We start from the raw sequence: 20,109 nt of genomic DNA, 5'->3' as shown, positions 1-20,109 counted from the left end.
GACGACCCGCATGGCAGTTAGCAACCTCCGTACACAGGTCCCCGCTCCGGCGGGGCTGGCGATCCCCGGCAAGCAGGGCATGTACAACCCTGCCTTCGAGAAGGACGCCTGCGGCCTGGCGATGGTTGCCACCCTGCGCGGGACCCCGGGCACGACATCATCTCGCTCGCGCTGGAGGCGCTGCGCAACCTCGAGCACCGCGGAGCGATCGGATCGGATGCGGGCACCGGCGACGGTGCAGGCATCCTCACCCAGATGCCCGATGACTTCCTGCGCGCGGTCACGGCGTTCGAACTTCCTCCCGTGGGGAGTACGCCGCCGGACTCGCGTTCCTGCCCCGCGACGCGGGCGAGCGCCGCACCCAGAAGGCCGGCGTGGAGAAGATCGCCCGCGAGGAAGGGCTGCGCGTCCTCGGCTGGCGTGCCGTCCCGACGGCGAACGAGCACCTCGGAAAGCTCGCCGACGAGGCGCGCCCCGCATTCGAGCAGCTCTTCGTGAGCGCCGACCACGATGCTTCCAACCCGGCTCCGGGCGACGGCTCCGCACTTTCCGGTATCGCGCTCGATCGCGTGGCGTACCGGCTGAGGAAGCGCGCCGGGCACGAGCTCGGCGCGTATTTCGTCTCCCTGTCCAGCCGGACCCTCGGCTACAAGGGCATGGTCACCACCCTGCAGCTGGAGCCGTTCTACCCCGACCTGCAGGACGAGCGCTTCGCCTCCGAGCTGGCTGTGGTGCATTCGCGCTACTCGACCAACACCTTCCCCTCCTGGCCCTCGCGCAGCCGCTGCGCATGCTCGCGCACAACGGCGAGATCAACACCGTCGGCGGCAACCGCAACTGGATGCGTGCGCGTCAGTCGCAGCTCGAGTCGGAGCTGCTCGGCGACATCCGCCCGCTCCTTCCGATCTGCACCGAGGGCGCCAGCGACTCCGCCTCCTTCGACGAGGTCCTCGAGCTGCTCACGCTGACCGGGCGCAGCCTCCCGCACGCGATCATGATGATGGTCCCGGAGGCGCACGAGAAGCAGGCGGATCTCTCACCCGAGCTGCGGTCGTTCTACGAGTACCACGCCAACCAGATGGAGCCGTGGGACGGCCCCGCCGCACTGATCTTCACCGACGGCACGCTGGTCGGCGCGACCCTCGACCGCAACGGCCTGCGCCCGGGCGCTGGACCGAGACGACCGACGGCCTCGTCGTGATCGGCTCCGAGACCGGTGTACTGGAGTTCGCGCCCGAACGCATCAAGCGTCGCGGTCGCCTGCAGCCCGGGAAGATGTTCCTCGTCGACACGGCGCAGGGCCGGATCGTCGAGGACGAGGAGGTCAAGCAGGAGCTCGCCACCCTCCACCCGTGGCAGGAGTGGCTCGAAGAGGGGCGACCCGTCTCGCCGATCTCCCGAGCGCGAGCACATCGTGCACCCGCCGGCGTCCATCACACGTCGCCAGCGCACCTTCGGCTACACGGAGGAAGAGGTGCGCATCCTCCTGACCCCGATGGGGCAGACCGGCGCCGAGCCGATCGGGGCGATGGGAAGCGACACGCCGATCGCAGTGCTCAGCAAGCGTCCGCGGCTGCTCTTCGACTACTTCATCCAGCAGTTCGCCCAGGTCACCAACCCGCCGCTGGACTCGATCCGCGAAGAGGTCGTGACGAGCCTGAGCCTCGGACTCGGACCCGAGCGCAACCTGCTGTCGTGGGGCCCGAGCACGCACGCACCGTCACGCTCGACTTCCCGGTCATCGACAACGACGAGCTCGCGAAGATCCGCCACATCGACAAGGCGATGCCCGGGCGCTCGAGCGCGACGATCCGTGGCCTGTACCACTTCGACCTCGGAGCGCACGCGATGGAGGACCGCCTCGCCGAGATGTGCGCCGAAGTCGACCAGGCGATCGAGGACGGCGCGGAATTCATCATCCTCTCCGACCGCGACTCCAACAAGGATCTCGTGCCGATCCCCTCGCTGCTCATGGTCTCCGCCGTGCACCATCACCTCATCCGGCGCGAGAACCGCATGAAGGTCGGTCTCATCGTCGAGGCCGGCGATGTGCGAGAGGTCCACCACGTCGCCACGCTCATCGGCTACGGGGCATCCGCGGTGAACCCGTACCTCGCGATGGAGACCGTCGAGCACCTGGTCCGCACCGGTTACATCACCGGGATCAGCCCCGAGACCGCGGTGCGCAACCTCATCTACGCCCTCGGCAAGGGCGTGCTCAAGATCATGTCGAAGATGGGGATCTCCACGGTCTCCTCCTACGCCGGCGCGCAGGTGTTCGAAGCCGTCGGCCTCAGCCAGGAGTTCATCGACGCATACTTCACCGGCACCGAGACGAAGCTCGGCGGCGTCGGCATCGAGGCCATCTACACCGAGAACCAGGCGCGGCACGATTACGCCTACCCCGAGGACGGCGCCGCCCGCGCCCATGAGCGTCTGTGGACCGGCGGCGAGTACCAGTGGCGTCGCGACGGGGCCCCGCACCTCTTCAATCCCGAGACGGTGTTCCGCCTCCAGCACTCCACGCGTACCCGCCGCTACGACATCTTCCGCGAGTACACGAAGCTCGTGGACGATCAGGCGGAGGAGCTCAAGACACTGCGCGGACTGTTCCAGCTGCGTACCGGCATCCGTCCTCCTGTGCCGCTCGACGAGGTCGAGCCGGTCTCCGAGATCGTCAAGCGCTTCTCGACCGGGGCGATGAGCTACGGCTCCATCTCGCGCGAGGCGCACGAGACGCTCGCCATCGCCATGAACCGGATCGGCGGGAAGTCCAACACCGGCGAGGGCGGTGAAGACCCGGAGCGCCTGGTCGACCCGGAGCGTCGCAGCGCGATCAAGCAGGTCGCCTCCGGACGGTTCGGCGTGACCAGCCACTACCTCTCGGAGTCGGACGACATCCAGATCAAGCTCGCGCAGGGCGCCAAGCCGGGGAGGGCGGTCAGCTTCCTCCGGCGAAGGTGTATCCCTGGGTGGCGCGCACGCGTCACGCGACGGCCGGCGTCGGACTCATCTCGCCCCCGCCGCACCACGACATCTACTCGATCGAGGACCTCAAGCAGCTCATCTTCGACCTGAAGCGCGCGAATCCGGATGCCCGCATCCACACCAAGCTCGTGAGCCAGTCGGGGATCGGAGCGGTCGCCGCCGGCGTCGCCAAGGCGCTCAGCGACGTCATCCTGGTCTCCGGACACGACGGCGGAACGGGCGCGAGCCCGCTGAACTCCCTCAAGCACGCCGGCACCCCCTGGGAGCTGGGCCTGGCGGAGACACAGCAGACGCTCATGCTCAACGGCATGCGCGATCGTGTCGTCGTCCAGGTCGACGGCCAGCTCAAGACCGGTCGAGACGTGATCATCGGCGCCCTCCTGGGTGCGGAGGAGTTCGGTTTCGCCACGGCCCCGCTCGTCGTGAGCGGCTGCATCATGATGCGGGTCTGCCATCTCGACACCTGCCCGGTCGGGGTCGCGACGCAGAACCCGGTCCTGCGGGAGCGTTTCACGGGCAAGCCGGAGTTCGTGGTGAACTTCATGGAGTTCATCGCGGAGGAGGTGCGTGAACTGCTCGCCGAGCTCGGCTTCCGTTCCCTCGACGAGATCATCGGCCGTGCCGACCTGCTGAAGGTCGACACCGCGATCGAGCACTGGAAGGCCGAGGGCCTCGACCTCACGCCGGTGCTGGAGGGGCCGTTGTTCCCCGCGGACGAGCCTCGCCGGAGCGCCCGCGAGCAGGATCATGAGCTCGATCAGCACTTCGACGTGGCGCTCATCGAGATGGCGACCGACGCCCTCGAGCGCCGGGAGCCGGTGGTCATCGAGTTGCCGATCCGCAACACGGAGCGGGCCGTGGGCACCATGCTCGGACACGAGGTCACGACGCGCTGCGGCGCGGAAGGCCTCGCCAAGGAGACCATCGACATCCTCCTGCACGGCACGGCCGGACAGTCGCTCGGGGCGTTCCTTCCGGCAGGGTCATCATCCGTCTCGAAGGCGACGCGAACGACTACGTCGGCAAGGGCTCTCCGGCGGCGACATCGTGATCCGTCCGCCCCGCGGCGCGACCATCGCGCCGGAACAGAACGTCATCGCCGGCAACGTCATCGGCTACGGCGCCACCTCGGGGAGCATGTTCCTCTCCGGGGTCGTCGGGGAGCGCTTCCTCGTGCGCAACTCGGGTGCGACCGCCGTCGTCGAAGGCGTCGGAGACCACGCGCTCGAGTACATGACCGGCGGCCTCGCGGTGATCCTCGGCACGACCGGCCGCAACCTCGGCGCCGGTATGTCCGGCGGCGTCGCCTACGTGCACCGGCTGCGCCCGGAGCTGGTGAACATCCAGTCGCTGCAGGGCGGCGAGCTGCTTCTCGAACAGCTCGACCGCGCCGACCTCGAGGTGCTGCGGAGCCTGCTCACCGAGCACGCCGAACGCACGTCGTCCCCCTCGCTCGGCGCATGCTCGACGACTTCGAGAACGTCGCGGCCGAGTTCGTCAAGGTGCTGCCCCGCGACTACGCGGCGGTGCAGCACACTCGCCAGGAGGCGATCGCCGAGGGGCTGGACCCCGACGGCGAAGTCGTCTGGACCCGCATCCTGGAGGTGACCGGTGGCTGATCCCAAAGGCTTCCTGAAAGTGACCGATCGCGAGCTTCCCGCTCGCCGTCCCGTTCCCGTGCGCATCCTCGACTGGAAGGAAGTGTACGAGCCCGGCGATCAGGCCGTGCTGCGTCGCCAGGCCAGCCGCTGCATGGACTGCGGAGTACCGTTCTGCCACTCGGGATGCCCGCTGGGCAACCTCATTCCGGAGTGGAACGACCTGACCTGGCGCGGAGAAGGACGCGCGGCAGCCGACCGGTTGCACGCGACCAACAACTTCCCCGAGTTCACCGGACGGCTCTGCCCCGCACCCTGCGAGAGCTCCTGCGTCCTCGGCATCAATCAGCCGGCGGTCACGATCAAGCAGATCGAGGTCTCCATCGCCGACGAGGCATTCTCCAAGGGCTGGATCGAGCCGCAGCCTCCCGCGCGCCTGACGGGCAAGACGGTCGCGGTCGTGGGTTCGGGCCCGGCCGGCCTCGCAGCCGCTCAGCAGCTCACCCGGGCCGGGCACACCGTCGCCGTGTACGAGCGCGACGACCGCATCGGCGGGCTGCTGCGCTACGGCATCCCCGACTTCAAGATGGAGAAGAGCCACCTCGAGGCGAGGCTTCGCCAGATGCAGGACGAGGGCACGCGCTTCCGTGCCGGGGTCGAGATCGGCCGCGACATCAGCTGGGACGACCTGCGCGCGCGCTACGACGCCGTGGTCGTCGCCACCGGTGCCACGGTGCCCCGCGATCTGCCGATCCCCGGACGTCAGCTCGACGGGGTCCACTTCGCGATGGAGTATCTGGTCGAGTCCAACCGTGCCACGGCGGGCGACCAGGTGCCCAACCAGATCTCTGCCGAGGGCAAACACGTCATCGTCATCGGCGGCGGCGACACCGGAGCCGACTGCATCGGCACCGCTCACCGGCAGGGCGCCTTGAGCGTGACGAACCTCGCGATCGGCAAGCAGCCCGGCGTGGAGCGCCCCGAGCACCAGCCCTGGCCCATGATGCCGACCGTCTTCGAGGTGCAGTCCGCGCACGAGGAGGGCGGCGAGCGGGTCTACCTCGCCTCGACCGTCGAGTTCCTCGCGAACGAGGCCGGCGAGGTGCGGGCGCTGAAGGTCGCCGAGACCGAGTACGTCGACGGCAAGCGACTGCCGAAGGCGGGCACCGAGCGCGAGATCCCGGCAGACCTCGTGCTGATCGCCATGGGGTTCACCGGCCCGGAGACCGACAGCTTCACGGGTCAGACCCAGCCGGAGACGACCGCCCGCGGAAACTTCGAGCGCGACGGTGAGTACGCGTCCTCGATTCCGGGCGTCTTCGTCGCCGGCGACGCCGGCCGTGGCCAGTCGCTGATCGTCTGGGCCATCGCCGAGGGGCGCGCCGCCGCCGCGAGCGTCGACCGCCACCTCATGGGTGACACGGTGCTTCCGTCCCCGGTGCGTCCCACCGATCTCGCCATCGGACTCCAGCCCGCGTAGGCTGGCCCTGGCTCTCACGCCGTTACCCACCTTCCCTTCCAATATCCCCGGAGGAATACGTTGAGACGCGCCAAGATCGTCGCCACCCTGGGTCCTGCGACCTCCACCTATGAAACGGTGCGAGCACTCGTGGATGCCGGTGTCGATGTCGCCCGACTGAATCTGAGCCACGGTGACACCGCGGTTCACGACGCCAACTACGCCAATGTCCGCAGGGCTGCCGAGGACGCCGGTCGCGCGGTGGCCATCCTCGTCGACCTGCAGGGCCCCAAGATCCGCCTCGGCAAGTTCGCCGACGGGCCTCATGAGCTCGCCGTCGGCGACATCTTCAAGATCACGATCGATGACATCGAGGGCACGCGCGAGATCTGCAGCACGACGTTCAAGGGTCTGCCCCAGGATGTCAAGGCGGGCGACCACCTGCTCATCGACGACGGAAAGGTGCGTGTCGAGGTCGTCGATTCCGATGACACGGTGGTCACGACCCGCGTCGTCGTCGCCGGTGCGGTGTCCAACAACAAGGGCATCAACCTTCCGGGCGTGGCCGTGAACGTCCCGGCCCTCAGCGAGAAGGACGAGGAGGACCTTCGCTGGGGTCTGCGCGTGGGCGCCGACCTCATCGCGCTCTCCTTCGTGCGCAACGCCTCCGACGTCACCCGCGTCCACGAGATCATGGCAGAGGAGGGCGTGCGCATCCCGGTCATCGCCAAGATCGAGAAGCCGCAGGCCGTCGAGGCCCTCGAGGGGATCGTCGACGCCTTCGACGGGATCATGGTCGCCCGTGGCGACCTGGGCGTCGAGCTTCCGCTGGAGGCCGTGCCCATCGTGCAGAAGCGCGCCGTCGAACTCGCACGCCAGAACGCCAAGCCGGTCATCGTCGCCACCCAGATGCTGGAGTCGATGATCAACAACCCGGTGCCGACACGCGCGGAGACCTCGGATGTCGCCAACGCCGTCCTCGACGGCGCCGACGCCGTCATGCTGTCGGGGGAGACGAGCGTGGGCGACTACCCGGTCGTCGTCGTCGAGACGATGGCGCGCATCATCGCCTCGACGGAGGAGCACGGACTCGAGCGCATCGCCTCGTTGACCAACCGCCCGCGTACCCAGGGCGGCATCATCACACTCGCCGCGGTCGAGGTCGCCGAGTTCGTCGACGCGAAGTTCCTGTGCGTGTTCACCCAGTCGGGCGACTCGGCCCGACGCCTCTCGCGTCTGCGTTCGCGGATCCCGATGCTCGCCTTCACGCCGGAGCCCAACATCCGACGCCGTATGGCGCTGACGTGGGGCGTGCACACCTCCCTCGTGGACGCCGTCGAGCACACCGACCTGATGTTCCTCCAGGTCGACGAGTACCTGCTGAAGAGCGGCCTGGCCGCAGAAGGCGACAAGGTCGTGGTGATCTCCGGCTCTCCTCCCGGAATCGTCGGCTCGACGAACGACATCCGCGTCCACGCGGTCGGCGACGCGGTCGGCGGTGCGGCCCGATCTACAAGTCGGCCAAGTAGACGGTCCTGAAAGGGGCGAGGCAGACGCCTCGCCCCTTTCGCATAGGCTAAAGTCGATGCGGGCCGGCGTGGCGGAATGGCAGACGCGGAGCACTCAAAATGCTTTGTCCGAAAGGGCGTGTGGGTTCCGGTCCCGCGCGGCCCGAGGCTCCGCACGCCGCGCAGCGGCGAGTGGAGTGGCCGCGTGGCCCCACCGCCGGCACGCGTCCGGAAGCCGCGCAGCGGCTGGAGGGCGCTACCGCAGCTGACCTCGCAACGCGTGCGGTAAAGTCGATGCGGGCCGGCGTGGCGGAATGGCAGACGCGGAGCACTCAAAATGCTTTGTCCGAAAGGGCGTGTGGGTTCGAGTCCCACCGCCGGCACTGTGGCTCTGCGGCCGCCCTCAGGCGGTTGCGGAGCCACATGACTCGTAGAGCGGGACTCGAACCAGCGGGCGAAGCCCGCGTGAGGTTCCGGTTCCGCGGCGCCGGAGGCTCGGTACGACACCCTGTGTCGTACCGAGAAGCGCCGTGGCCCCACCGCCGGCACCAGGGTTTCCCGATCATCTCCACTAGGATTGACACGTGACCGAGGAAGAAACCGCCGCACAGACCTCCGCCCCTGCGCCCCGACGCGTCGTCGTCGCCGAGGATGAGTCGCTCATCCGGCTCGACATCGTCGAGATCCTCCGCGACAACGGCTTCGATGTCGTCGGGGAGGCCGGTGACGGCGAGACCGCCGTGCAGCTGGCGATGGAGCTTCGTCCCGACCTGGTCGTGATGGACGTCAAGATGCCGCAGCTCGACGGCATCAGCGCGGCCGAGCGCCTCAACAAGGGCAACATCGCACCGGTCGTCCTGCTGACCGCGTTCAGCCAGAAGGAGCTCGTCGAACGGGCGAGTGAGGCCGGCGCCCTCGCCTACGTCGTCAAGCCGTTCACCCCCAACGACCTGCTGCCCGCGATCGAGATCGCCCTGGCCCGCCACGAGCAGATCCTCACGCTCGAGGCCGAGGTCTCCGACATGGTGGAGCGCTTCGAGACCCGCAAGCTCGTGGACCGGGCCAAGGGTCTCCTCAACGAGAAGATGGGTCTGAGCGAGCCCGAGGCGTTCCGCTGGATCCAGAAGGCTTCCATGGATCGCCGTCTCACCATGCAGGATGTCGCGAAGGCGATCATCGAGCAGCTCGCGCCTAAGAAAGGCTGAGCGCGATCACCGAGCGGGCAGATCCTTGATCATGTTCGTGATGCGCACGGTCGAGCAGCGTCGTCCCTGATCGTCTGTCACGACGATCTCGTGCACGGTCATGGATCGTCCGAGATGGATCGGCGTGCACACCCCGGTGACGATGCCGCTCGTCGCGGAGCGCGTGTGCGTGGCGTTGATGTCGACGCCCACGGCCAGTCGACCCGGCCCAGCGTGGAGGTTCGCGGCCATCGACCCCAGCGACTCGCCGAGCACGACGTAGGCACCGCCGTGCAGGAGTCCGACGGGCTGGGTGTTGCCCTCCACCGGCATGGTCGCCACGCACCGCTCGATGCTGAACTCGGTGAACTCGAATCCCATCTTCTCTGCGAGAGCGCCCATTCCGCGCGCGGTCGCCCATTCGAGTCCGGGACTGTCGGCTGTGCTCACGAATCCTCCTCCGTGTGTCTGCGCCCCTCGTTAGGCTGTGAGGGTGACGGACTCCGCAAAGCCTACCCTCATGATCGTCGACGGCCATTCGCTGGCCTACCGAGCCTTCTTCGCCCTCCCGGTCGAGAACTTCACCACGAAAGACAACCAGCACACGAACGCCATCTACGGCTTCCTCTCGATGCTCATCAACCTCATCAAGGCCGAGCAGCCGACGCATATGGCGATCGCCTTCGACACCTCGCGGCAGTCCTTCCGCACACGCGAGTACCCCGACTACAAGGCCACCCGGTCCGAGACACCCGCCGAGTTCCGTGGGCAGATCCCGCTCCTGCAGGAGGCACTGACGGCGATGTCGATCCCGGTCCTCACGAAGGAGGACTACGAGGCCGACGACATCCTGGCGACGCTGGCCACGCAGGGCGCCGGGGCCGGCTACGACGTGCTCGTGGTCTCCGGTGATCGCGACACGATCCAACTCGTCACCGACGAGGTCACGCTGCTCTATCCGTCGGTCCAGGGGGTCTCGCAGCTCAAGCGTTACGACCCGCCCGCCGTCGAAGAGCGCTACGGCGTCCGCCCCGCTCAGTATCCCGACGTGGCGGCGCTCGTCGGCGAGACGAGCGACAACCTCCCTGGAGTCCCGAAGGTGGGGGAGAAGACGGCCGTCAAGTGGCTCACGCAGTTCGGCACTCTCGACGAGCTGCTCGAGCGCGCCGGAGAGATCAAGGGCGTGGTCGGTGGCAACCTTCGCGACCATATCGACGACGTCCGTCGCAATCGCAAGCTCAACCGGCTGCTCACCGATGTCGAACTGCCCGTGGAGCCGGCCGACCTCGAGGTGCGTCCGATCGATGCACAAGCCGTGCGCGACATCTTCGCCCGACTCGAGTTCCGCACTCTCATGAAGCGGCTCTTCGAGGCGATGGGCGACGGCCAGGTCGCCGAAGAGGAGGCCGTGGTCGAGATGCCGGCGCCGCGCGAGGCCTCCGTCGGCGAGATCGCCACCTGGCTGGCGGCGCAGAGCGGCGAGATCGGCGTCACTTTCGTCCTCGAGGGCGACCGGCCGGTGCGGGTGGGCGTGGCGAGTCTGACCGAACTCGTCGAGGGCGAATGGACGACGGATGCCGCATCCGTGCTGTCGCCCTGGCTCACCTCGGATGCACCCAAGGCGCTGCATGCGGCCAAACCGCAGGTGAAGGCGCTGGCGCGTGCCGGTGTGCGCCTCGGCGGCCTCGCCTACGACACTCTCCTCGCGGGGTGGCTGTTGCGACCGAGCTTCCCCGACAAGACCCTCGGGCACCTCGTGGACCGCTACCTGGGCGAGAAGCTGCCCGAGGCCGACCCGAGTCAGCTCATCCCCGAGAACGACGGCGCCACACCGGCTCAGCTGGCCTGGTTCACTCTGCGCACCGCAAGGGTTCTGCGCGAGCAGATGACAGAGGGCGTGGCGTCGGTCCTCACCGACATCGAGCTGCCGACACTGCTGACACTCGCCGACATGGAGCTGGCCGGCGTCGCCGTCTCGCACGAGGTGCTCTCGACTTTCTCCGCAGAGCTCGCCGAACGAGCCCAGACGATCGCCACGAGAGCCTTCGAGACGATCGGCCGCGAGGTGAACCTCGGTTCTCCCAAACAGCTGCAAGAGGTGCTGTTCGAAGACCTGGGTCTGCCGAAGACCCGCAAGACCAAGACCGGCTACTCCACGGATGCCGCGGTTCTCGCCGATCTGCAGGAGTCTCATCCGCATCCCTTCCTCGGCCTTCTGCTCGAGCACCGCGAGGCGACCAAGCTCCGTCAGATCATCGAGTCGCTCGATTCCGCCATCGGCGCGGACGACCGCATCCACACGACCTACGTGCAGACCGGCAGCCAGACCGGCCGCCTCTCCAGCACGGATCCCAACCTGCAGAACATCCCCGTGCGCACGGAGGAGTCGCGCCGCATCCGTTCTGCCTTCCAGGTAGGGGAAGGGTTCGAGACGCTTCTGACGGCCGACTACTCGCAGATCGAGATGCGCATCATGGCGCATCTGTCGGGCGACGCGGCACTCATCGAGGCCTTCCAGGCCGGGGAGGATCTCCACCGCTTCGTAGGTGCACGCGTGTTCGGCGTGGAGCCCAGCGACGTCACCTCCGAGATGCGCACGAAGGTCAAGGCGATGTCCTACGGTCTCGTGTACGGACTCTCGGCGTTCGGGCTGGCGAAGCAGCTGCGCATCGAGCAGGCCGAGGCGAAGCAGCTGATGCTGGAGTACTTCGCGCGTTTCGGCGCTGTGCGCGACTATCTGAGGGCCTCCGTCGAGAAGGCACGCGAAGACGGCTACACCGAGACGATCTTCGGCCGGCGCCGCCCGTTCCCCGATCTGGCGAGCCCGAATCGTGTGCTGCGCGAGAACGCCGAGCGCGCGGCGCTCAACGCCCCGATTCAGGGCAGCGCCGCCGACATCATGAAGATCGCTCTGTTCCGCATCCATGAGGACTTCCGTGCGCAGGGGCTGGGCTCGCGCGTTCTTCTGCAGATCCACGACGAACTCGTCGTGGAGGTCGCGCCAGGAGAGTGGGATCGGGCCGAGGAGGTCGTCCGCACCCGTATGGGCACGGCGGCGGAGCTGTCCGTGCCGCTGGATGTGCAGGTCGGGCGCGGCCGTGACTGGAACGAGGCCGCGCACTAGGCTGGAGCGCATGTCAAAAGCACCGCGCACCCCTTCCGCGATCGACGCGCTCGCGGACGAGTGGGTCAACACACTCTGTGAGATCGAGCCCATCCTCGCGACCTACATCGGCCGGAACGAGGCGAACGACCGGTACGGCGATCTGAGCCCCGAAGGGTTTGACCGCAACGCGGAAGCGGTGCGACAGACCCTCGCGGCGCTCGACGCCCTCGAGCCGGTCGACGCCATCGACGAGGTCACCAAGACCGATCTCGGCGCGGAGCTGCGCCTCGCCCAGGAGCTGCACGAGGCGCAGTGGCACCTCCGCGATCTCAATGTGATCGCCTCGTCGGCGCAGGACATCCGCCAGGTGTACGACCTCATGCCCACGGCGACCACGGAGGACTGGAGCGTGATCGCCACGCGTCTCGGCGCCGTTCCCGATGCGCTCCGCGGCTACACCGCGACGCTGCGCGAGGGGATCGCCCGCGGCATCGTCCCCGCCCGCCGCCAGGTGACCGAGGTCGCCACGCAGATCGCCCGTTACTCCGCCGATGACGGATTCTTCGCCTCCTTCGCGGCCGAGGCGACGCCGAGCGAGGGGCAGCTGCCGGCCTCGCTCGCCCGTGATCTCGCGGATGCGTCGAACGCCGCGCGCGTCGCCTACGACGAGCTGCGCGAGTTCCTGTCGAAGGAGCTCGCCCCTGCGGCATCCGAGAACGATGCCGTCGGCCGTGACCTCTACGCCCTGCACTCCCGCCGCTTCCTGGGCGCCACGATCGATCTCGACGAGACCTACGAGTGGGGCAGGGAGGAGCTACAGAGGATGATCGCGGAACAGACCGCGATCGCGAACGAGATCCTTCCCGGCGCCACGGTCGAGGAGGCTGTCGCGCACCTCGAGCAGGACGCCTCGCGCAAGCTCGTCGGCACCGATGCGCTGCAGAAGTGGATGCAGGAGACGAGCGACCGCGCGGTGCGCGAGCTCGGCGAGACCCACTTCGACATCCCGGAGGAGATCCGCACGCTCGAGTGCATGATCGCCCCGACGAAGGAGGGCGGCATCTACTACACCGGTCCGACCGACGACTTCTCGCGTCCGGGCCGGATGTGGTGGTCGGTGCCCGAGGGTGTCACCGAGTTCGACACCTGGCGTGAGCTGACGACCGTGTACCACGAGGGGATCCCGGGCATCACCTGCAGATCGGCCAGGCGGTGTACAACCGCGCCGAGCTCAACTCCTGGCGCCGTCTTCTCGCCGGCACCTCCGGGCACGCCGAGGGCTGGGCCCTGTACGCCGAGCGTCTCATGGAGCAGCTCGGCTACCTGGACGACCCCGCCGACCGGCTCGGCATGCTCGACGGGCAGCGGATGCGTGCCGCCCGTGTCGTGCTCGACATCGGCGTCCACCTCGGCAAGGAGAGGCTCGACGGCGAGGGAATGTGGGACCATGACTATGCGTTTGCATTCATGAGCAAAAACGTGAACATGCCCGCCGAGTTCGTGCAGTTCGAGGTGAACCGTTACCTCGGCTGGCCCGGTCAGGCGCCTTCCTACAAGGTCGGCCAGCGCATCTGGGAACAGGTGCGGGACGCCTACCAGGAGGCCCGGGGCGACGCGTTCTCGATCAAAGAGTTCCACAAGCGCGCGCTCGACATGGGCGGAGTCGGTCTCGACACCCTGAGGAGTGCGCTCCTGAAATAGAGGAGGCACGGCCGTGACCGTCGAGTTCGGACTGGACACATTCGGAGACATCACCAAGGATGCCGCCGGCGGCACGTTGACGGCGGCGGAGACGATCCGCAACGTCGTCGCGCAGGCGCAGAAGGCCGACGAGGTGGGCCTGGACTACTTCGGGGTGGGCGAGCACCATCGCCGGGAGTTCGCGATCTCCAGTCCGGAGATGGTGCTCGCCGCGATCGCGAGCACGACGACGAGGCTGCGTCTGGGCAGCGCCGTCACGGTGCTCTCCTCAGACGACCCCGTGCGCGTCTATGAGCGCTTCGCGACGCTCGACGCGCTCTCGAACGGGCGCGCCGAGGTCGTCGTTGGCCGCGGCTCGTTCACCGAGTCCTTTCCGCTGTTCGGCTACGATCTGCGCGACTACGAGCGGTTGTTCGAGGAGAAACTGGACCTGCTCGTCCAGATCATGAAGGAGAAGCCGGTGACGTGGCACGGCACGATGCGTGCGCCACTGTCGGATGCCGACATCTTCCCGAAGACGGAGAGCGGCATGCCGCTCTGGGTGGGTGTGGGCGGCAGCCCCGAGTCGGTCCTGCGTGTCGCACGGCACGGTGCGGGTCTCATGCTCGCCATCATCGGGGGAGGGGCGGCTCGTTTCCGGCCGCTCGTGGAGCTGTACCACCGCTCGGTGGCCGGATTCGGCACGACGCCGCATCCGATCGCCGTGCATTCTCCTGGCCACATCGCGGCGACCGACGAGGAGGCCTGGGACACGGCGTACCCCGGATTCGAGGCCATGAACAACAGCATCGGCCGTGAACGCGGCTGGCCGCAGTACAGCCGGGCGCGCTTCCAGAACGAGGTCGGGCCCGACGGCGCCCTGTACGTGGGCTCGCCCGAGCGCGTGGCGCAGAAGATCGCCGACACGGTCCGGGTGCTCGGGGCCGGCCGCTTCGATCTGAAGTACGCCAACGGCGAGCTCGGCCACGAGCCGATGATGCGGAGCATCGAACTGTACGGCACGGAGGTGGTCCCGCGCGTGCGGGCGCTCCTCGCGAAGGACGCGTAAGGCGCCGCCCGCGTTCTACGATGAGGGGATGACCGGTACCGCGCCGCCCCGTCGTGCCACTCTCGGCGACCGCATGGACGATCTGCCGTTCACCCGCCGGCACCTGCGGCTGCTGACCGGCTCCGGTGTCGGCTGGGCACTGGACGCGATGGACGTCGGCCTCATCTCCTTCATCCTCGCGGCCCTGGCCGTGCAGTGGAACCTGACCACCGCCGAGGCGGGGTGGATCGCCTCGGTCGGCTTCATCGGAATGGCCGTGGGCGCGAGTCTCGGCGGCCTGCTCGCGGATCGCTTCGGACGTCGGCAGGTGTTCGCGTTGACCCTGCTCGTCTACGGTCTCGCCACGGGTGCCAGCGCACTGGTCGGGGGCATCGCGCTGCTGCTGGTGTTCCGGTTCTTCGTCGGGCTGGGCCTGGGCGCGGAGCTCCCGGTCGCATCGACCTATGTGAGCGAGTTCGCCCCGGCGCGCATCCGGGGCCGGCTCATCGTGATCCTGGAGGCCTTCTGGGCCGTCGGATGGACGGCGGCGGCGCTCATCGGCTACTTCGTCATCCCGCTGTCCGACGACGGCTGGCGCTGGGCGTTCCTCATCGGCGCGATTCCGGCCGCCTATGCCCTCGTGGTGCGCTGGGGGTTGCCGGAGTCCCCACGATGGCTGGCTCAGCAGGGGCGCATCGCCGAGGCGACGCTGATCCTCGAGAAGTTCGAGGCGGATGCCGGCGTCTCCACCGGCGGGGAGCTTCCTGCCTCCGAACGTCGCACCCTCGCCAAGAGCGCCGCATCCCGCCTGTCGACGCTCTGGACCCCGAGTTCCGTCTGCGCACCTTCTGCATCTGGCTGGTCTGGTTCTGCGTCAACTTCGCCTACTACGGCGCGTTCATCTGGATCCCCAGCATTCTCGTCGCCGCGGGGTACGACCTGGTGCACTCGTTCCAGTTCACGCTCATCATCACCCTCGCGCAGCTGCCCGGGTACGCGGTCGCCGCCTGGCTGATCGAAGTGTGGGGGAGGAGGCTGACCCTGTCGGTCTTCCTCGTCGGCTCGGCCGCATCCGCCGTCTTCTTCGGCACTGCCGACGGCGTTGCGGCGATCATCGCCTCGGGAATGGCGCTGTCGTTCTTCAATCTGGGGGCGTGGGGCGCGCTGTATGCGGTGACGCCCGAGATCTACCCGACCTCGCTGCGCGCCACGGGCTCGGGCTGGGCCGCTGGTGTTGGCCGGATCGCGTCGATCATCGCGCCGTTGGCCGTTCCCGTGCTGCTGGCTCTCGGGGGCGCGCCGCTGCTGTTCGTGGTGTTCGCCGGATTCTTCGTCGTCGCGGCCGTCGGCGCCTGGGGGCTCGTGGATCGGCGCGGGCTCGCGCTCGACGACCGGTAGCACCCTCCGGTCATAGACTGGAGGCGTGTCCCGTGTCCGTTTCGCAGTGATCGGCGACTCGTTCTCCGAAGGCGTCGGCGACGAGCTGCCCGACGGGCGCGTGCGCGGCTGGGGCGACCTCGTCGCGCAGGGCTGGGCGAACGCCCTCGGCGAGAGTGTGCAGTACGCGAACTTCGCGATCCGCGGCAAGCTCGCCTGGCAGATCGTGGACGAGCAACTCGAGCAGGCTCTCGCCCTCCGTCCGACGCATTTGTCGTTCAACGGCGGCGGCAACGACATGCTGCGGCCGCGCACCGACATCGAGCACGTCGCCGATGCCTTCACCCGGGTGCTGCGCCGTTGCGATGAAGAGGGCGTGACCCTTCTCGTGCTCTCGGGCGCGAACCCCTCCGGCCAGCTGCCGCTCGGTCAGGTCATGCAGCGGAGGGGAGATCAACTTGCGGAGGCGGTGAGCCGCCGCATCCGGAATCGCCCCGATGTCATCCGCGCGCTCAACTGGCCCGACCGCGAGCTCAGCCAGCCGGTGTACTGGTCGCAGGATCGACTGCACATGAACGCCCACGGTCATCACCGGGTCGCCGCCCGCGTGCTCTTCTCGCTCGGACTCGAACCCCCGGAGACCTGGTGGGCACCGCACGCGACGGTCGAACCGGGCCTGCGCGGTGCCGCGTACTACCGGGAGCACGTGGGTCCTTGGGTCAAGCGGCGCCTGACGGGCACCTCCTCGGGCGACGGGCGACCGGCCAAGTACCCGACCTGGGTCGACAGGACGCCGGAGTGATCGCGCGGGGCGTCGCATGCCCCGGCGCATCACGCAGCTGCTCGTCGGCCTCTTCCTCTACGGAATCGGGATCGCGTTCCTCCTGCGGGGAGACATCGGCTCCGCACCGTGGGACGTCCTGAGCCAGGGGTGACACGGCATGTTCCGCTGAGCTTCGGCGTGGTCACGATCCTCATCAGCATCCTGGTGCTTCTCCTGTGGATTCCCCTGCGGCAGCGGTACGGCGTCGGAACGGTCCTGAACGCTCTTCTTGTGGGTCCGTCCGCCGACATCGGGCTGTGGCTGATCCCCGCCGGGCAGCCGCTGTGGATGCGCATCGTCTTCTTCGCCCTGGGTCTGCTGATCCTGTCGATGGCGACCGGCCTCTACATCGGCGCGCACTTCGGACCGGGTCCGCGCGACGGACTGATGACGGGTCTGCACAGGCGCACCGGATGGCCGATCTGGATCGTCCGCACCGGTCTGGAGGTCACCGTCGTCGTGATCGGCTGGATCCTCGGCGGGGTCGTCGGTGTGGGGACGCTGATCTTCGCACTCTCGGTCGGCCCGCTGTGTCAGTACTTCATGAGGATCTTCGAGATCCGGATGCCGGTGAGCGCGGGATCAGCGCCGCGGCGCGTCGATACCCAGGCGGATGCGGGTGCGCTTGCGCTCGACCACGATGAAGATCGAGCCGAGCAGCCACAGCGGGAGCTGTGTGAGAAAGGCGATCCGGAACGCCTCGAGTGAGTAGGTCTCCGGGGTGCCGGCTCCCTGAAGGTCCATCGCAAGGCCGATGAGGAAGACCGCGATCAAGGCGGCGATGAAACCTCCGGCGTTGACGACGCCCGTGGCCGTGCTCAACCGGTGCGCGGGGTTCGCGGCACGGGCGTGGTCGAAGGCGATCAAAGATGCCGGGCCCCCGGAGGCGAGGGCGATCATCAGGAGGGCGAGCAACCAGAGAGGGGCGGCGCCCGGCCAGAGGGTGACCGCCAGCCAGGCGAGGACCTGCACGCCGATCGTCGGCAGGACGAGCCCGGCGGAGCGCTGGTACGGGTACCGCCGGGAGAGCTCACCGATGATTGGGCCGAAGATCATGCCGGCGACGACGAACAGCGTGAGCAGGCCGGCCGCCTCGGCGGTCGTGCGGCCTTCTCCCGCTGTGAGGAAGGGCATGCCCCAGAGCAGCACGAAGGCCGTGCCGGCGAACGGGGGAGTGAAGTGCGACCAGAACGCCAGGCGTGTTCCCGGGTGGGCCCACGCCGCACGGATGCCGACGCCCGTGTCGATCGACGACGTGACCACACGGACGACGCCTGTCTGGGTATCGACCGTGACGTCCTGCGTGAGCTCCGGCGGGCGATTGCGGATGATGAGCCAGAGCAGCACGGTGAAGAGGATCCCGAGGCCGGCGATGCTGCCGAAGGCCACCGTCCAGGTGGTGGCGTGCAGGAGTGCGGCGAGGGGCACGACGGCGATGATCTGTCCCGCCTGCCCCAGGATCCCGGTCATCTGCACCATGATCGGGCTGCGCTGCGCGGGGAACCAGAGTGCGATGAGTCGGAGGACGCTGGGGAAGATCGCCGCATCGCCGGCTCCGAGCAGCACGCGGGCGAAAAGGGCGATGCCGATGCTCGTGGAGAACGCCATCGTGAGCTGCCCGGCGGCCATCAGGAGCATGCCGATGACCATGATGGGCCGCGCCCCGAAGCGGTCCAGCAGCAGGCCGACGGGAATCTGCATTCCTCCGTACACGGCGAGCTGGATGACCGCGAAGAGCGCCAGCACCGAAGCATCCGCCTGGAACCGTTCGGCCGTATCGACTCCGACAGCGCTGAGCGAGGTGCGGTTGGTGATCGAGAGGACGTAGGCGCTGAGACCCACGATCCAGATGATCCACGCCCGCACTCCGGGGCCGGAAGCCGGGGGAGCGGAGGCGGTGTGCACCATCCCACGCTATCGGGACTGACCGCATCGCGGGCTCGTTGGCGCGTGCGTCGCCATCTGAGTGGCAGGACGAGGAGGGTGACCTCGAGATCTCCCCGCGCCGTCGTTCGGTAACTCGCGCGCCCAGAGGATCGGGGGCGGCGGGCGCGCAATACTGGATCGATGAATGACGAGCAGAATCGGGGCAGAGGGTTCGCACGATTCTGGTCGGCGAACACGCTCAGCACCTTCGGTACGACCGCCACCGCGGTGGCGCTGCCCGTGCTCGTGATCGAGGGGCTCGCCGCCGACCCTGTGGAGGTGGGGATCGTCAACGCCGCGCAGTTCATTCCCTATGCGGTGCTGGGGCTGATCGCGGGCGTGTACATCGATCGCTGGCGACGGCGCCGCACCCTGGTGGTCGCCAGCATCGGCCGTGCACTGTGCCTTGCGGCGATCGTGCTTCTGTGGACGCTGAACGCATTGACGATCGTCGCGCTCGTGGCGCTGCTGCTCCTGTTCGGCTCGTTCTCTGTCTTCGGCTTCGCCGCCTCCCAGTCGCTGCTTCCGCGGATCGTGCCCCGCGAACGGCTTCTGCGCGCCAACGCCAGACTCGACCAGGGCGAAGCAGCAGCGCAGACGTTGGGCCCGACGCTCGCCGGGCTGCTCGTGCGGTGGGTCGGCGCACCGATCGCTTTGCTCGTGGATGCGGTCACCTATGTCGTCGACGCCGTGCTCGTCGCCGGCGTCCCCGTGGAGGAGACTTCGAGGCGACGCCGCGGTCAGGTGTTGCGCGACATCCGAGAAGGGCTCAGCGCCACCTTCCGGCATCCGGTGCTGCTGCCGCTCTCGCTGTCGACGCATGTGTGGTTCGTCGCGAACGCGGCGTCGCTCACGGTGCTCTCGCTCGTCGTCCTGCGCACACTCGATCTCGGGGCGGCGGCATTCGGCCTTCTTCTCTCCGTGATCGGCGCGGCCACGCTCCTCGGCGCCTTCTTCGCCGAACGCGGGGGAGTGCGCTTCGGCGAAGGGGCGACGATCACCGGTGCGCGGCTGGTGTACCCGCTCGTCTGGGTAGTGGTGGCGGTGGTCACCGCCACAGGGGCGCGGTCGGGGTCATCGTCATGTTCGTCGCCCTCGCGCTCGGGGGATTCGCCGCGGGCATCGAGAACGCGAACGAGATGAGCTATCGGCAGCGCGCCGTGGCCGACGAGCTCCTGGGACGCGTCAACGCCACGGGGCGCTCGGTGAATCGCTCCGCCGGGGCGCTGGGCGCCGTTCTCGGCGGCGTGCTGGCGGCAGCCCTGGGCGAGACGTTCGCACTGTGGGTCGTCGCGGCGATCTTCGGCGTCGCTGCGCTCATCGCCGTGTTCTCACCCTTGCGCTCGGCTCGAGCCTGACGCGAGCGGGAAGAGCTCCGGCTCGTGCCGGCGGAAGGCGATGCCGCCCACGTC

At 68.3% G+C, this 20,109-nt stretch carries 10 protein-coding genes, 2 tRNA genes and 3 pseudogenes; 13 read left to right on the top strand and 2 right to left on the bottom strand.

Annotated elements, in window-relative coordinates:
• Positions 1 to 10: 10 nt before the first annotated feature.
• The 6 genes and pseudogenes from gltB (at position 11) to KAE78_RS16710 (ending at position 8,758) form a co-directional block, all read left to right on the top strand.
• Positions 11 to 4,607: pseudogene (gene gltB, locus KAE78_RS16735) on the top strand (glutamate synthase large subunit).
• Positions 4,600 to 6,066 (top strand): glutamate synthase subunit beta, encoded by a 1,467-nt coding sequence (locus KAE78_RS16730; protein ID WP_223172656.1) that lies wholly within the window; start codon positions 4,600 to 4,602, stop codon positions 6,064 to 6,066. The pseudogene gltB and the gene KAE78_RS16730 overlap by 8 nt, the downstream one beginning before the upstream one ends.
• Positions 6,067 to 6,126: 60 nt before the next feature.
• Complete coding sequence (pyk, locus tag KAE78_RS16725) at positions 6,127 to 7,584, top strand: pyruvate kinase (RefSeq protein WP_223172655.1); 1,458 nt, start codon at positions 6,127 to 6,129, stop codon at positions 7,582 to 7,584.
• 49 nt (positions 7,585 to 7,633) lie between these two features.
• Positions 7,634 to 7,720 (top strand) — tRNA-Leu (locus KAE78_RS16720).
• A gap of 133 nt (positions 7,721 to 7,853) precedes the next feature.
• Positions 7,854 to 7,936, top strand: a tRNA-Leu gene (locus KAE78_RS16715).
• Positions 7,937 to 8,137: 201 nt separating this feature from the next.
• Positions 8,138 to 8,758 carry an ANTAR domain-containing response regulator gene (locus tag KAE78_RS16710; protein WP_223172654.1) on the top strand — a complete coding sequence of 207 codons (621 nt, stop codon included), beginning with the start codon at positions 8,138 to 8,140 and terminating at the stop codon, positions 8,756 to 8,758.
• A gap of 6 nt (positions 8,759 to 8,764) precedes the next feature.
• Here KAE78_RS16710 and KAE78_RS16705 read toward each other — a convergent pair whose 3' ends face one another.
• A complete protein-coding gene (locus tag KAE78_RS16705) occupies positions 8,765 to 9,139 on the bottom strand; it encodes a hotdog fold thioesterase (protein WP_223172836.1) in 375 nt (124 codons plus the stop codon).
• A gap of 118 nt (positions 9,140 to 9,257) precedes the next feature.
• Between KAE78_RS16705 and polA the strand changes: the two genes are divergently transcribed.
• The 5 genes and pseudogenes from polA (at position 9,258) to KAE78_RS16680 (ending at position 16,750) form a co-directional block, all read left to right on the top strand.
• The gene (gene polA / locus KAE78_RS16700; RefSeq protein ID WP_262927895.1) at positions 9,258 to 11,861 is read left to right on the top strand and encodes a DNA polymerase I; all 2,604 of its coding nucleotides are present in this window, start codon (positions 9,258 to 9,260) and stop codon (positions 11,859 to 11,861) included.
• 10 nt (positions 11,862 to 11,871) lie between these two features.
• Positions 11,872 to 13,544, top strand: a pseudogene (locus KAE78_RS16695) (DUF885 domain-containing protein).
• Between the two features lie 13 nt (positions 13,545 to 13,557).
• The gene (locus tag KAE78_RS16690) at positions 13,558 to 14,592 is read left to right on the top strand and encodes an LLM class flavin-dependent oxidoreductase (RefSeq protein ID WP_223172652.1); all 1,035 of its coding nucleotides are present in this window, start codon (positions 13,558 to 13,560) and stop codon (positions 14,590 to 14,592) included.
• A gap of 28 nt (positions 14,593 to 14,620) precedes the next feature.
• Positions 14,621 to 15,969 (top strand): annotated as a pseudogene (locus KAE78_RS16685) (MFS transporter).
• A gap of 25 nt (positions 15,970 to 15,994) precedes the next feature.
• Positions 15,995 to 16,750, top strand: a complete 756-nt coding sequence (locus tag KAE78_RS16680) for an SGNH/GDSL hydrolase family protein (protein ID WP_223172651.1) — start codon at positions 15,995 to 15,997, stop codon at positions 16,748 to 16,750.
• A gap of 603 nt (positions 16,751 to 17,353) precedes the next feature.
• Here the strand turns inward: KAE78_RS16680 and KAE78_RS16670 are convergent.
• Entirely contained in the window at positions 17,354 to 18,679 is a 1,326-nt protein-coding gene (locus tag KAE78_RS16670; RefSeq protein ID WP_223172650.1) for an MFS transporter, read from the bottom strand.
• Between the two features lie 159 nt (positions 18,680 to 18,838).
• Here KAE78_RS16670 and KAE78_RS16665 point away from each other — a divergent pair, with 159 nt between their 5' ends.
• Positions 18,839 to 19,840 carry an MFS transporter gene (locus KAE78_RS16665; protein WP_223172649.1) on the top strand — a complete coding sequence of 334 codons (1,002 nt, stop codon included), beginning with the start codon at positions 18,839 to 18,841 and terminating at the stop codon, positions 19,838 to 19,840.
• Complete coding sequence (locus tag KAE78_RS16660) at positions 19,837 to 20,055, top strand: hypothetical protein (protein WP_223172648.1); 219 nt, start codon at positions 19,837 to 19,839, stop codon at positions 20,053 to 20,055. Before KAE78_RS16665 ends, KAE78_RS16660 begins: the two co-directional genes overlap by 4 nt.
• Positions 20,056 to 20,109: the final 54 nt, after the last annotated feature.

Source organism: Microbacterium sp. NIBRBAC000506063 (assembly GCF_017968845.1).
GTDB lineage: Bacteria > Actinomycetota > Actinomycetes > Actinomycetales > Microbacteriaceae > Microbacterium.
This window is presented reverse-complemented; position numbering and strand designations above follow the sequence as displayed.

Bases quoted from the DNA above. Each gene is read 5' to 3' on its own strand.
- polA (WP_262927895.1), top strand. From the start codon at position 9,258: ATGATCGTCGACGGCCATTCGCTGGCCTACCGAGCCTTCTTCGCCCTC.
- KAE78_RS16665 (WP_223172649.1), top strand. From the start codon at position 18,839: ATGAATGACGAGCAGAATCGGGGCAGAGGGTTCGCACGATTCTGGTCG.
- KAE78_RS16670 (WP_223172650.1), bottom strand. From the start codon at position 18,679: ATGGTGCACACCGCCTCCGCTCCCCCGGCTTCCGGCCCCGGAGTGCGG.
- KAE78_RS16705 (WP_223172836.1), bottom strand. From the start codon at position 9,139: ATGGGCGCTCTCGCAGAGAAGATGGGATTCGAGTTCACCGAGTTCAGC.
- KAE78_RS16660 (WP_223172648.1), top strand. From the start codon at position 19,837: ATGAGCTATCGGCAGCGCGCCGTGGCCGACGAGCTCCTGGGACGCGTC.